9 protein-coding genes are annotated in these 14,253 nt (G+C 46.0%); 3 read left to right on the forward strand and 6 right to left on the reverse strand.

Going from position 1 to position 14,253, the window contains the following annotated elements; all coding sequences use genetic code 11:
• Positions 1-19 precede the first annotated feature (19 nt).
• From AABK40_RS05325 to AABK40_RS05335, 3 genes are all read right to left on the reverse strand, one after another.
• A complete protein-coding gene (locus AABK40_RS05325; protein WP_338397831.1) occupies positions 20-1,207 on the reverse strand; it encodes an MFS transporter in 1,188 nt (395 codons plus the stop codon).
• A 180-nt stretch (positions 1,208-1,387) separates the two neighbouring features.
• Positions 1,388-6,085 (reverse strand): glycosyl hydrolase family 18 protein, encoded by a 4,698-nt coding sequence (locus AABK40_RS05330; RefSeq protein ID WP_338397832.1) that lies wholly within the window; start codon positions 6,083-6,085, stop codon positions 1,388-1,390.
• A 507-nt stretch (positions 6,086-6,592) separates the two neighbouring features.
• Positions 6,593-6,760: a DUF2256 domain-containing protein gene (locus AABK40_RS05335; protein ID WP_332920384.1), complete on the reverse strand. Its 168-nt coding sequence runs from the start codon at positions 6,758-6,760 to the stop codon at positions 6,593-6,595.
• A gap of 175 nt (positions 6,761-6,935) precedes the next feature.
• On the opposite strand from AABK40_RS05335, the gene cysM reads away from it, so the two are divergent.
• Complete coding sequence (gene cysM, locus AABK40_RS05340) at positions 6,936-7,817, forward strand: cysteine synthase CysM (RefSeq protein ID WP_338397833.1); 882 nt, start codon at positions 6,936-6,938, stop codon at positions 7,815-7,817.
• A gap of 153 nt (positions 7,818-7,970) precedes the next feature.
• Here cysM and AABK40_RS05345 read toward each other — a convergent pair whose 3' ends face one another.
• The 3 genes from AABK40_RS05345 to AABK40_RS05355 all read right to left on the reverse strand — a co-directional run bounded on the left by AABK40_RS05345 (position 7,971) and on the right by AABK40_RS05355 (position 10,145).
• Positions 7,971-8,714 carry an LrgB family protein gene (locus AABK40_RS05345; RefSeq protein ID WP_338397834.1) on the reverse strand — a complete coding sequence of 248 codons (744 nt, stop codon included), beginning with the start codon at positions 8,712-8,714 and terminating at the stop codon, positions 7,971-7,973.
• Complete coding sequence (locus AABK40_RS05350; RefSeq protein WP_332920387.1) at positions 8,704-9,054, reverse strand: CidA/LrgA family protein; 351 nt, start codon at positions 9,052-9,054, stop codon at positions 8,704-8,706. Before AABK40_RS05350 ends, AABK40_RS05345 begins: the two co-directional genes overlap by 11 nt.
• 98 nt (positions 9,055-9,152) lie before the next feature.
• A complete protein-coding gene (locus tag AABK40_RS05355; RefSeq protein ID WP_332920388.1) occupies positions 9,153-10,145 on the reverse strand; it encodes a 2-hydroxyacid dehydrogenase in 993 nt (330 codons plus the stop codon).
• A 463-nt stretch (positions 10,146-10,608) separates the two neighbouring features.
• Between AABK40_RS05355 and lepA the strand changes: the two genes are divergently transcribed.
• Positions 10,609-12,399: a translation elongation factor 4 gene (gene lepA, locus AABK40_RS05360; protein ID WP_332920389.1), complete on the forward strand. Its 1,791-nt coding sequence runs from the start codon at positions 10,609-10,611 to the stop codon at positions 12,397-12,399.
• Between the two features lie 201 nt (positions 12,400-12,600).
• Positions 12,601-14,253, forward strand: a complete 1,653-nt coding sequence (locus tag AABK40_RS05365) for a sulfatase family protein (protein ID WP_338397835.1) — start codon at positions 12,601-12,603, stop codon at positions 14,251-14,253.

The following is a 14,253-nucleotide window of genomic DNA, read 5'->3' on the forward strand; positions in this document are numbered from 1 at the left end:
AGGATGCTGTGTGGTTTTTTTATTTTTTTGGCATGGCCTTTCCGCTGAGTAGCGCCCAAAGTCCCAAAGCTGGGCCCGCAGCAAGCACCATATATAAACCCGATGGAGGCAGCACGACTTTTAGCAACGAAACAGCCTGAATGCTGAGAATTGTGATGGCATAGCCTATACAATTGACAATCGTCAGGGCAGTTCCTTTCAGTTTGGCCGTTGTATTCTGGGCAACCAATGTTGAAAACAGGGGCGAATCCATAATCACCAACCCTCCCCATGCCAAAAGAAAAATAAGGAAAAGACCCCCGCTCGGCTGGGCAAAAAAGAGGGGAGAAAGCAAACAACAGGCACCCGATGAGGTCAAAGCGATCAGGGCTGTTTTTTTTGTGCCGAATTGTTTTGATAGGTAGCCTCCGAGCACACAGGCTATACTGCCTCCCGCAATAATGAGGAATGCCCAAAGCGGTATATTGAATTCGCTTTGCGGGTGTAGCTTTTCGTAACTCAGGAGCATGAGCGGCACAAAAGCCCAAAAGGTATATAGCTCCCACATATGGCCAAAATAACCGAAAGCCGCCGAACGGAAGGGGCGGTTACTGAAGATCTCCCGAAGGGCAGTCAGCCGAAATTTACTGCTCGCTTGCCGATAAGGACCGTCGGGCACAAGCAACACAATTGCTGCCCCACCAAGCAGAGAGAGTGCAGAGGTGATGATCATCACCATCCTCCAGGGCAGGGCATAGGCAGGGTTTTTCAGCAGGTGCGGAAATGCTGTACCTATCACCAGTGCGCCCACCAGATAGCCGAGGGATTTCCCAAGTCCCTGTTCATAATAGTCCGCAGCAATTTTCATTCCCACAGGGTAAATGCCCGCCAAAAAGAACCCAACAACAAACCGAAGTACCATGAGGCTCCAGAGCTGATGGCCGGGGAGCAATACCCCAGCATTGGCAAGTGCCGCCATAATCGCACTGCACAAAAATACTTTTGATGGTGAAAAACGGTCGACGATAGTGAGCACGGCAAACGTGAGGGTGCCAATTACAAAGCCAAATTGCACCGAGGAGGTAAGTAAGCCCATGGCACCGTCTGGAAGGTGGAAATGCTGGATAAGATCAGCAACGACACTATTGCCGGCAAACCAAAGGGAGGTGCAGCAAAACTGCGAGAGAATAATGATCCATAGAAGATGTGCTTTGGCTTTTTGGGGCATGTGTTTGGTGCTTTTCAGAAGAATAGTTCGCCTTAAAGCTATTGGTTTTTTGCTGAATTTCAAACAGTGCAAACAAGAGAAGCCGCACTCAGTAGGGTGCGGCTTCTGCCAGTGGGTCTTCATTTTTAGCGGATGCCTTCAATAACGATCAATGAAAGGCCTCCCGTTCGTTTTTTATTCCTATTGCTTGAGGATTTGCTTTTGAACGAGCCCGTGGCTTGTCCGAAGCTGCACCACATAAATGCCCTGAGGAAGATGCGCTACGGAAATGCTCGCGGTATTGGATACCAGTGGCGTATTGAGTACCTCAACTCCCTGACTGTTGAAAATTCTCAGTTGTTGCAGTTGCCCATCGAGTGTACCGATGTTCAGCAGGTGTTTCACTGGATTTGGGAAGAATTTTACGGATGGTGCGCTCGCTACCATGCTTCGGGCTTGAGGAAGACCGTAATAGTCGGCAAAGCTGTTGGCATATTCATAGCCGTTCGAGTTGTCCCAGTTTATCGACCAGGTCATCCAGCCACGTAAATCTGGATAGCCCGAAGGCTGCTGTAAAACGTAATTCCCTCCGAAGGAAATCCCCTGTGTCAGGTAATCCAGGGCCTTGTGCACTTCGGCAGGTGTTGTATAGCCTCCAGCAGGCGCAGCCGCGGCAACACAAGGCAAGCCAATAGCCACCTGATCTTCGCGGAAAGCAGGGAAAAATCCTGCGGTACTTTTGGTGTCAAACCCCTGAAGCATCATCTCGGTCATGGCCACAATGAAATCTGCCGAAGCCTGACTGTAAATGTTGCCGTCGTTGGCAATCACACTTCCCGTATTGTATAGCTGCACATGTACATATTCAAGCTGATCCCTGAAAGCGTACAATATGGGCAGGTAACCTCCCCATGAGCCACCGTAGGCGTTTTTACCCCCTTGCACATAGGCTGTTTCTGGCGCTGAGGTCAGGATGAAGTTGGCAGGGAAATTCGCCAGTACCTGCTCAATACCATCAATGAAATTGACGATGCGAGGGGTTTGTGGATTTTTAAAGTCCACATCGCCAGCGTCCAGGGTAATCGACGAACCCTCGAGGTCAATATCAATGCCATCAAAACCATAATCGTTAATCAGCTCGGTGAGGGAACTCACAAACTTGCCCTTTTCAGTTTCATTGTCGAGATGAACCACCCCGTTAGCACCACCAAGGCTGATCAGTACTTTTTTGCCCTGTGCCTGTAGATAGGCTACATCTTCTTTGAATTCCTGACGCGACGCTTCAGTAGGAACATAACCCGCATTGTTGATATCTATTGGATCAAAAACCATCGTATTGTCCGTGTCCCTGACTTTTGGTTCTGCAAAGGCAATACACACCACATTATAGGTGTCGTTAATGTCGCGCAAGCGGATATAGGGTGCAGATGAATTTTGCCAGTTATGCCAATAGCCGACCAGTACTCGGTTTGCAGCACTTGTCGAAGCGTCACGGAAGCGGATCGATATTTCTTCAGTCGTTGTGTTTCCGTCATTGTCCGTAGCGGAGGCCGTAATGGTGTAGCTTCCGTAAGCGGCAGGGCTGAAAGTGGCCGTGTTGCTGTTAAAGGTTTGTCCATCGACGGTAATTTGCTGACTGTCAATGGTGCCATCATCCGTTGCGCTAAATTCAATATTCACCGGATCAAGGTTATTAAACAGTTGATTATCCACCGGGCTGGCGAAGGTGATCACTGGCGCACCTGGCGTACCTCCTCCTGAAGTACCATCGCAATCCTTGATGAATTTCCACCAATGGTCGGCGGTGCCCGGCGTTACATTGTACAGGTTGGAGGTCAGGGCTTCATAAATTTTACCCTCATGAGCGACCTGATCACCGGTATTGTAGATGCTCGGATATTCCGCATAAGCCTCCAGACCATCGCAGTCGCCACCAACGGCAGGAGCTTCAACCGTTACCGTATGCTCACTGCTTGCTGTTAAGCCCTCAGCATCCGTAGCGGTGGCTGTGATGGTGAATGTGCCATAAGCTGAAGGAGTCCATTGTGCGGTGGTCGTTGACCAGGACTGATTATCGACCTCAATCAAAGTGGAGGCAAGATTATTGTCAGCATCCGAGGCGGTAATGGAAACGTCAATGGCGGATAATGTTTCCTGAACGATGGTGGCCTGATCTGCAGGTTGATTGATTTGCACCGTTGGCGCCTGATTCACATTCGGGTCGCTGATGGTGATGGTCAGGCTTTTGGTGGTCGTTTGCCCGGCATTGTCTTCTGCGGATGCCGTAACCACATAATCCTGATAGGCCGTTGGGGTAAAACTCACGGAAGTACCCTCGGTGGTTGTGCCATCAATGGTCAGGCTTGTTGCGCTGATGCCCAGGTCGTCAGTAGCCGAAAAGCTAATGTCAATGGCTTCAAATGTAGCTTGTTCAATAAGGGTGTCTGCCGTGGGGTTGGTGAAGGTAATCACTGGTGGCTGATCGGTATTTTCATCGCCACAAGGCGCGATCAGCTGCCATGCTGAAGGGCTTTGCCCTGGTGTTTCACCAAGCGAATACCATTTCAGGAACAGGTACACACTGCCTTCAAAACTGACTTTCATGCCGTTGGTCTGGTAGGTCGTTGTTGCATTCCAGCTGTCGTAATCAGCGCAGTCGAGGGTTGTCCCTGGACAGGCGGCTACAAATTTCCAGGCATCAGCATTTCCAGGTACACTGGCGGCGGAAGCTTCCCAGGCCGCTCGGTATTGAAGCCCCTGGTAGGAGACCTCGCTGTCCTTGGGGTACACTTTCGCTTCCCAGGGATCGCCGCAGCTTTCCGCTACCTCATTGATGGTGACGTTGATGGTCTGGCTTGCCGTTCCGCCTTGGTCGTCCGTAGCGGTGGCGACGATGGCGTAGGTTCCAAAAGCTGAAGGAGTCCATGCGGCCGTGGAAGTGCTGAAGGATTGCCCATCCACTTCAATGCTTGTTTCGCTGATGCTTCCATCGGCATCATCGGCAGTAATACTGATACTGATTGCCGTGAGTGCAGACTGATCAATGATAGCACCGTCGGCAGGGCTGTCAATACTGATGGTCGGAAGTTCATTCGGACAATCCGTCCCCGCACATTCAATGTTTACTTTGATCGTAGCCGATGCTTTTTCGCCATCGTTATCTGTCGCTGTAACAGTGATCGTCTGTTCGCCAAAAGCTGAAGGAGTCCATGAGGCGGTATAAGCCCCCTCGGTCAGTGTGCCATTCAGCTGAAGCTCGTTAATTTCAAATACTACTGAAGAGATGCTCCCGTTGGCATCAGTGGCAGCGGCAGAAAGTGATACAGGTGCAAAGGCAGTGCTCTGCGTAATGAGGTCGCCATCTGCAGGGCTGTTAAAGCTGACACTCGGTGTGCCATCGGTCTCTGCAAAAACCTTATTGACGACATTTACCAATGGCGATTTGGTGTTGGGGCAGTAGGGCAGGTTGTCGTAGGTGGTTTGTACAGCACCCAAATCAAGATCACCAAAGACTTGCCACACAATGACGCCCCCAATTTGGTGGTCGGTTACATACTTGGCTTTTTCACCAATGGATTGTTCGTTATCGTAACTCAGGAAATAATTTCCATTGGTGCGGTAGGGTACTTTAGCCTGATCGTCCCAGTGCTCGGTCCAGTTAGAAGATTTGGTGAGTAAAAACTGGTAGAAAGGGGTGGCATCGAAATCACCAAAATTGGTAAAATCTCCAGCAGTACTGACTGGACCATCGGGCTGAACAGTTTTGTTCACCTTCACGGTTGCTTTGTTCAGGGCGGCCTCGCCATCGGTAATTACCCCACGACCATAGAAGCCCAGCCCCATCGTGATTTTTGATGGTGGAATGTTCAGCTCGTCGCGCATATAAGTGAAGGTATGGTCCCATGAGCCTGGGCCATATTCCTCTCCCTCGTAGTCGTACAGTGGGCTGTTATGTCCTGCGATATTCGACCAGCCACCATGAAAATCATAGGTCATCATGTTATAATAATCCATGATATTGTTCAGCTTGCTCCACTCAAAATCTTTGATCTTCGCGGGCTGAGCGGCAAAAGCAGCGGTAATCAGTTTGTCGGGACCAATTGCGTCACGGATTTCCTGCATCATCAGCGTGAAATTCGGGTAATCGTCAGCCCCGAAATTTTCTATATTCATGCCCACATTGCCAGGGTACTCCCAATCGATATCAATGCCATCGAAACCCATCGCAATGAGCTTTTCGCAATCGGCCACAAAATTTGCCCGAAGCTCGGGGTCACGGGCCATTTCGGGAAAATGTTTACACATCGACCACCCACCTATCGAGGCCATAACTTTGACATTGTTGTCTTTGGCCAGCTGGAAAAGGCCTGGGGCACCTCCCGCTTTTTTCATTGGAATGGGCAGGTCTCCTTCAAGGCCCGTGATGGAATTTTGCCACCTTGTGCCATTTACCGAGAAACCGGCAGCGATCGCCTCCTCGGTAAGGGTATGAAGTTTGTCGATTTCACCATAGAGGAGGTAGTAATCCCAGCTGCTGTAAAGGTCTGGGTGCAGGATTTCCCCGGGTTCCTGCGTTTGTCCGGTTTCATAGATGCTTTTATTTCTAAGGTCACCGGAATGAATGGTGCCGTCTTTGGCCACACCGAAAAAGGAAAAGTTGAGGATAGTGTACTGGCTGTAATCAATATTGAGCTGATTGTAAGCACCTTTGGCGGGAACGCCATGCTTGCTGTCTTTCCAGGCATCCCATTGGGTAAAATAGCCGATAATTTGCTTTTGGTGGTCTTTGGTATCATGCGAAGCATTACCATTGACCTGCGCCATAGACATGGTGGTGCCAGCCAGGCAGAGTAGCACCAGTAGGGCATACTGCTTGAGTAGGGTATTAATAATTTTCATGGTAAAAAGTAAGTTGGTAAATAATACACGCTGGCCATTGTGTATTATTAATTTACCATTTAGTTTTTATAAACAAAATTACATGATTATGGATATGAGCGATAGGGGTTTGCCCGTTTCGGAGTATGTTTTTAGTGTGTAACTAAATGATAATGAGGTGTTTGTGGTGTTTTGATAGATATAGGATTGGATGAAGGAGGACTGAAAAGTTACATGGAGCATGTTGTCATTTTATTGAATTAATTCAATAAGTTAAGGAATCTATAAACCATTAGTTTTAAGTGTTTTAGCTGATTTTGAGGCTTAAAGGTAATTTTTTCATGTATTTTATAAACAGTGGGAGTACTCGTAAGAATCGATATATAGTCAATCGTTTGATTTTTACCACATTGGGCTAAAAAGTCGCTGCTGATCATTGTTGGGGGGTTAAACATAAATTAGTAAGTTTATAAACAATCGCCTTTTAATTATTATTTATTAAAAATTACAGGGCTTTTTTAGTGAGTATCAGACTTTATTGATGTTGTTTTTGTTTCTTCGGCACCGTTCGCTGCAATATTTTACTTCCTCCCATACTTTTGCCCACTTTTTACGGTATTCAAAGGGCTTTTCACACACCACACATACTTTCTGCGGCAAATTGGATTTGGTATATTTCTTTTGATTTGCATTCATCAAAGCTTAAACCAATTGTGCCTCAATTTACCCCTGATTATTGTTGGATATAGAGAAAATCATGATGGCAATTTGCGTCATTTCACAGGCATTGATGAAAATTTTGTTATTTTGCGGTCAGATCATTGCTTAATTGGCAAGATATCATCAAACAGACCTTTATTCTATCAATTATATGAAAGACCTTTTATCTCTTATAGGAAATACCCCTTTGGTGGAGCTGGCACATCTGAGCCCTAAACCCACGGTGAAAATTTTCGGAAAGCTTGAAGGGCACAACCCTGGCGGTAGTGTGAAAGACCGTGCGGCTTATGGAATGATTAAAGGTGCCATGGATCGTGGCGACCTGCGTCCGGGCATTAAATTAATTGAAGCCACCTCCGGGAATACGGGGATTGCTTTGGCCATGATTTCCAGATTAATGGGTGTGGAAATCGAACTGGTAATGCCCGAAACAGCCACTGCTGAAAGGGTGAAAACCATGGAGGCCTATGGCGCTACGGTAACGTTGATGTCGGCGGAGGCAGGAATGCTCGGCGCCCGCGATTACGCCAAGTCGAAGGTGGAAGAGGGCGGCTATTTTATGCTGAACCAATTCGATAATCCTGATAACTACGGGATGCACTACCGGACTACCGGCCCTGAAATATGGCGGGATACGCTGGGGAAGGTGACGCACTTTGTTTCAGCTATGGGCACGACGGGTACCATTATGGGTACCTCCCGCTACCTGAAAGAACAGTCTGATGCGGTGAAAATTGTAGGAGTGCAACCTACTGAAGGCTCTAAAATTCCAGGGATTCGCCGTTGGCCTGAGGAGTATTTGCCAAAGATATTTGATCCTAAAAGAGTGGACCAAACGATTGATGTTTCGCAGGAGGATTCCCGGGTGATGGCCCGCAGACTGGCCAAAGAAGAAGGTGTTTTTGGGGGGATGAGCTCTGGTGGGGCAGTAGCAGCAGCGGTTCGACTTGCTGAAACGCTCGACGAAGGACTGATTGTTTGCATCATCTGTGATCGGGGAGACCGTTATTTATCATCTGATCTGTTTGGTTGATGCCTCCTCTGTTAAAGTGGAATTGGTTCATTAATCGGCTTGTTGTTTCAGTAACCATTACTTTGATGGATGCGCAGTGCCATCATCGCTGATTTTAGCCAAAAAAAAGCCTCATCATTTTCAAAATGATGAGGCTTCTTGCTTAATGGATATTTATAGTGTCGACAGAATCGGCCAAACGATATGCAGTATGATCGGGCAGAGGATTGCGGTGATGACCCCACAAAGTCCTAATGCCAGCCCTCCATAAGCAGCATGCTCTTGTCCTTCTTCCGCAATGGCAGCAGTTCCCACCGCATGGGCACAGGCTCCCATGGCCATACCCATGGCTTTTGGGTTTTTAATTTTCATGGCCTTCAACATTGGTGGCCCGATAATTCCTCCGAAAATTCCCACCATAATCACAATAATGGCGGTGAGCGATGGAATACCTCCCAAAGCGCCAGAGATGCCCATGGCAATTGGGGTTGTTACTGATTTCGGTGCAATAGAGAAAACAATTTCTTTTGCTCCACCGAGGAAGTAACAAAGCACTACCCCAGAGAGAATACCTACAAAACAACCCAACACCAGTGAAATCAGGATCGGCTTGCTTTTGGACTTGATTTCTTCGATCTGGAGGTAAAGTGGTACGCCCAATGCAACTACGGCAGGCCCGAGGAAGAAACTGATAAACTGACCACCCTTATTGTATTGGTCGAAAGTAATGGCTTCGTCAAATAAAACACCAGTCAGTTTCAAATACATGATCAGCAGGAAAATGCTGAAAAGTACAGGGTGAAACAGAAAGAAGTTCTTCGTTTTTTTATAAATAAACTGAGAGATCAGATAAGCCACACAGGTAAGTGTAAGGCTGAATTCTTTGGTGAGCAGTATAGCGTGTAAATCATTCATCATTTGCAGGGGTTGGATCCAATTTGGACATGGTTAAAGATACAACAACCAATATCAGTACTGTACTGACGGCGCAAGAACCTAAAATGGCCAGCAAATTGGATTGCAGCATGTCGATATAATTGATCAGTGCCACGCCCGGCGGCACGAATAAAAAGGCCATGTTCTTATTGAGTAAAGAGGCAAAAGCCTTCACATCTTCCAAAAGAAGAACTTTGAAGTGCAGGGCGGCGGTCAGTAGCAGCATCCCGATGATGCTCCCTGGAATGGAAATATGTAGGAAAGTCTGAATGATGTTTCCTATGAGTAAACATCCAAAGATGTACGCTAAACTTTTTATCATAGTCTCACTGTAATAGTATGCTTATAGCAGTACAAGAAATATACCCGGATATTGTTTTCTGAAAGAAAATTTTACCCGAGTATATTTGATGTCGATTATTATAATTTTACTTCATTATCACTGTTCTTGCCCTCAACAAAATCTTTGATATTTCCTAAAGTTACTGCTGCAATTTGCTCCAGAGCCTCTACGGTAAAGAAGGCCTGATGCGAAGTGATGAGCACATTCGGGAATGCCAACAGGCGGGAGATCAGGTCATCATTGATGATGGTATCTGACAGGTTGTTGAAAAACAGGCCTTCTTCCATCTCATAAACGTCCATGGCCAGGTAGCCCAGTTTATGTGATTTGAGGGCGTCGATAGCCGCACGGGTGTTGATCAACCCACCACGGGAAGTATTCACCAACATGGCGCCGTCTTTCAGTAAGCTGAAAGTATATTGATTCATCAAATGGCTGGTCTCTGGGGTCAGTGGGCAGTGCAAAGAAACGATGTCAGAGCTTTTCAGCAACTCGGTCAGTTCCACATAACGAACCCCTTCGGTTTCATAGGCTTTATTCGGATATTTGTCATACAACAAAATATTACAGCCAAAACCTTTCATGATATTGGCGAACATCATCCCGATTTTACCTGTTCCAACAACCCCAACGGTTTTGCCATTGACATTAAAACCTGTCAGGCGAGACAAAGAGAAGTTGCCATCACGCACACGGCCATAGGCACGGTGAATTTTTCTGTTCAGGGTCATGATCAGGGCTACGGCATGCTCTGCCACAGCTTCAGGGGAATATGCAGGGACACGGCGTACACTGATGCCAAATTCCTGAGCCGCCTCAAGATCCACATTGTTAAAACCAGCACAGCGGAGTACAATTAACTTAATGCCATAGCTGTGGAGTTTCTCGATGATCTCGCGGTTTAGTTTATCATTCACAAACACACAAACGGCATCAGAGTCTTTAGCATAGGCTACTGTTTCCTCGTCCAAAGCAACACGGAAATACTTGAATTCAAATCCGAAGTCTACATTGGTTTTATTGAACCATTCCTTGTCGTATGATTTGTAAGAGAAAAAGGCAATTTTCATGGTTTCATTGTTATAGTGAAGGAAAGCATGCTCTGCCTTCCCTAAATTGGGTTCACAGGATAGCCTTGGAGCGCCTCAGCACCCAAATCCACCCTTAATTGATCATCACAAAAATAAGACTTTATGATTAATTTTGATAGTCGAAAAAGCGTATCAGAAAGGGGTTGAGCCTAAGGTTGTCAAGATTTTCTTTTTACGCCTGATTTTTGACCGTTATATTGTAATACGGCCGATATCCGCAGGCCTTTGTCATTAATATTGAAATAATTTTTTTATTTATTTGTTTTTCCAAAAGCGGAACCTTTCCCCATTTTTTATTTTGTCAGATGAAAGTGGCGATGCCTGCGTAAATCCCCTCAATATTTCGTATATTTGTGGACTTATGCCGCCTTCAACGTCTTGGGCTGTTGTTTTAAGCTGTCAGCGTAGGCGAATTGCGAGTTTTGAAACTATATTATCTTCAATGAATCATATTAGAAATTTTTGCATCATTGCACACATTGATCACGGTAAGAGTACATTAGCCGACCGTTTGCTTCAGGAGACCTCTACAGTAGGTGACCGCGAAATGCAAAATCAGGTGCTTGATGATATGGATCTTGAGCGTGAGCGCGGGATCACCATTAAGTCTCATGCCATTCAAATGGACTATGAAAAAGATGGTCAAAAATATACACTCAACTTGATTGATACTCCAGGTCACGTGGATTTCTCCTACGAGGTCTCTCGTTCGATTGCCGCCTGTGAAGGAGCATTGTTGATTGTAGATGCTTCGCAAGGGGTGGAGGCACAAACCATTTCCAATTTGTATTTGGCAATGGAGCATGACCTGAAAATCATTCCCATCCTAAATAAAATTGACTTGCCTTCGGCAGATCCTGAAGCGGTATCTGATGAGGTGGTTGAACTTTTGGGAGTAGAATATGACGAGATCCTGACTGCCTCAGGGAAAACAGGGGCAGGTGTTCCTGAAATTCTTGAAGCCATTGTTGATCGCATTCCTGCGCCTTCAGGTGATCCTGAGAAGCCTTTGCGTGCGATGATTTTTGATTCTGCCTACAACCCATTCCGTGGGGTGGAGGTAATCTTCCGTATTTTTGACGGGAAATTCAAAAAAGGCGACAAAGTAAAGTTCTGTGCTACAGGACGTGAATATAGTGCTGATGAAATCGGTATTATGCGCCTTGAGCAACACCCACAGAAAGAGCTTGGAGTAGGGGATGTAGGTTATCTTATCTCTGGAATCAAGGATGCCCGCGAGGTAAAAGTCGGGGATACCATCACGCATGTGGATCGCCCAACAACGCATATTGTCAAAGGTTTTGAAGATGTTAAACCAATGGTATTTGCGGGTATTTACCCTGTAGATACGACAGAGTTTGAAGAGCTGCGTTCTTCAATGGAGAAATTGCAGCTGAACGATGCCTCTTTGGTTTGGGAGCCTGAAACTTCTGCCGCACTTGGCTTTGGTTTCCGTTGTGGATTCCTCGGAATGCTGCACCTCGAGATTGTACAGGAACGTTTGGAGCGGGAATTTAACATGACCGTGATCACGACCGTCCCTTCGGTACAGTTTGTTTGTAAGCGCACCGATGGCGAAGTGATTAACATCAATGCCCCATCCGAGATGCCAGAGCCGAACTACATCGACACCATGGAGGAGCCTTTTATTAAGGCGCAGATCATTACCAAATCAGAATTTATCGGCCCGGTGATTGGTTTGTGTATGGATAAGCGTGGGCTCTTGATGAGTCAAACTTACCTGACGACCGACCGTGTAGAGTTGATGTTTGAATTGCCACTTGCAGAGATCGTATTTGATTTCTTCGATAAGCTAAAAACCATTTCTCGAGGTTATGCTTCGCTGGATTATGAACTGATCGGTTTTAGAAAATCTCACCTTGTCAAGCTCGACATCATGTTGAATGGCGAAGGCGTAGATGCCCTTTCTGCCGTTGTTCACCGTGATAAAGCCTATGAGTGGGGAAAACGCCTGTGTGAGAAATTGCGTGAATTGTTGCCTCGTCAGCAATTTGAGGTAGCGATCCAGGCCGCAATCGGTCAGAAAATTATCGCCCGCGAAACAGTAAAAGCTTTGCGTAAAAACGTAATTGCGAAATGTTACGGTGGTGATATTTCCCGTAAGCGTAAGCTGCTCGAAAAGCAGAAAAAAGGAAAGAAACGTATGCGCCAGGTGGGTAATGTGGAAATTCCACAGGAAGCATTTATGGCCGTGCTTAAATTGGACGATTAACCGTTTAATCAATAGATACCAAAAGCTCCTTCTGACGTATTTCAGAAGGAGCTTTTCTGTTTTTAAGCCTTTCTTAGCAGTGGTCTTTGATGCTGAGCCCTTACATGTTCTGAAGAATATTCACAAAATTTGATATTTATTCTCGGATTACCTTGATTTTTTTAACACGTGTAAGTAAGTTTAGGCAAACAATTTTTTGCTATGTTTAGAGCCTATTTATCAACCATCATTATTTGTAGCTTTTTTGCAGTTTCCTGTGCCAATAAGGCCGGGCAGCAACAAGAAGAAGCGAAGCAACCGAACATCTTGTTCATTATGTCTGATGATCATGCCTATCAGGCCATTAGTGCCTATCAGGACCATCTGATTAATACTCCCAATATCGACAGAATTGCCAAGGAGGGCATGCGATTTGATAACGCCTGTGTTACCAATTCAATCTGCGCCCCATCTCGGGCGGTAATTCTTACCGGTAAGCATTCTCATATCAATGGGAAGACTGATAACCATTTTCCCTTTGATACTTCCAATGTAACTTTTCCTCAGCTGTTCCAGCAGGCAGGTTACCAAACGGCGATGTTTGGGAAGCTGCATTTTGGAAATGCGCCAAAAGGATTTGATGAATATAAAATCTTGCCTGGGCAAGGGGCATATTATAACCCGACATTCATCACCAAAACAGAAGGGAAGAAAGATTTTCCAGGCTATGTTACGGACATCATTACCGACATGACCCTCAACTGGCTGGATAAAGAACGTAAGGAAGACCAGCCGTTTATGCTGATGTATTTGCATAAAGCACCGCACCGTGAGTGGTTGCCGGCAGAACGTCATATCGCTGAGTATGCCAACAAAACATTCCCAGAGCCTGCTTCTCTATTTGATGATTATGAAGGGCGTGGCACGGCAGCGCATACGGCGGAAATGAATATTCTCGAGCACATGAACTGGGCTGGAGATTCAAAAATTTATCCTGAGGTAATGGATGAACTCGGTATTCCTGATGCTTCTGGCTGGGATCATAAAGCCTTTAACCGTGAGCGTAAACGAATGACCGATGAGCAAAAAGCGAACTGGGATAAAGTTTATAAGCCGATGAATGAGGCCTTCAAAAAGAACTTCCCGAACATGACCCGTGAAGAAAAAATGAAATGGCGTTATCAGCGTTATATGCAGGATTATTTGGGGACCATTGCCGCTGTGGATGAAAACGTGGGGCGCGTGTTGGATTATTTGGATGAGCATGGTTTGGCAGAAAACACCTTGGTGGTTTATACTTCAGATCAAGGATTTTATTTGGGTGAACATGGGTGGTTTGATAAACGATTTGCTTACAATGAGTCTTTCAAAACGCCTTTGCTGATGCGCTGGCCTAAGGAGATTAAGGCAGGGACTGTACGTAATGAAATGGTACAAAACCTTGATTTTGCACAGACCTTTTTAGATGCTGCGGGCATTGATCAGCCACAGGATATGCAAGGTGAAAGCCTGATGCCTCTCTTGACCGGTAATGATCAGGATTGGGACCGTGATGCCGTTTACTACCATTATTATGAGTACCCATCGATTCATATGGTGAAACGTCATTATGCGATCATTACCCAAAAATACAAGTTGATTCACTTTTATTATGATGTGGATGAGTGGGAATTATACGACCGTGAGAAAGATCCACAAGAGTTGACCAATCAATACAATAATCCGGAATATGCGTCAGTTGTGGAAAGCCTGAAGGGGCAGCTGGACGAGTTGCGAGTGAAATATAAAGATTCCAATGAGTTGAATCAGGCTTATATCGATAAGTACTTGAAGAAGGTGAGTGAATTTCGATATAATGTAAAAACCGGGAAGTAA

It is taken from the genome of Persicobacter psychrovividus (assembly GCF_036492425.1).
Taxonomy (GTDB): domain Bacteria; phylum Bacteroidota; class Bacteroidia; order Cytophagales; family Cyclobacteriaceae; genus Persicobacter; species Persicobacter psychrovividus.